The organism is Glycomyces halotolerans, assembly GCF_054779575.1.
The window spans coordinates 1-538 of record NZ_BAAGXZ010000077.1; the positions used below are offsets into that span (position 1 = coordinate 1).

1 rRNA gene is annotated in these 538 nt (G+C 55.0%); it reads left to right on the forward strand.

Features of this window, described 5'->3' with window-relative positions:
* Positions 1–39: 39 nt before the first annotated feature.
* Positions 40–538: ribosomal RNA gene (locus tag ACYVL2_RS20105) — 23S ribosomal RNA — on the forward strand; the annotation flags it as partial.

A 538-nucleotide genomic window follows, 5' to 3' on the forward strand; every position in this document is an offset into this window, starting at 1 on the left:
GGGGTTGGTGATGCGTTTCTAGATAATTTACTTATGTGATTTCAAGTTTCGAAGAGCAAACGGTGGATGCCTTGGCATCTGGAGCCGAAGAAGGACGTAGTAATCTGCGATAAGCCTCGGGGAGCCGATAAACGGGCTGTGATTCGAGGATTTCCGAATGGGGAAACCCCGCCAGCGCGCGTGCGTAGCTGGTGACTCCCGCCTGAATATATAGGGCGGGTAGAGGGAACGTGGGGAAGTGAAACATCTCAGTACCCACAGGAAGAGAAAACAACATGTGATTCCGGTAGTAGTGGCGAGCGAACCCGGAAGAGGCTAAACCGGTGGTGTGTGATACCTGGCAGGGGTTGCATCATCGGGGTTGTGGGACGTTACTGGAAACGCTGCTGAGTTTCCGGCGTGAATGATCAGGTTATAGGGGAACCGCTTGGAACGGCGGACCGGAGTGGGTGAGAGTCCCGTACCCGAAATGACCTGGCTGCGTGTGGCGTATCCCAAGTAGCACGGGGCCCGTGAAATCCCGTGTGAATCTGTCAGG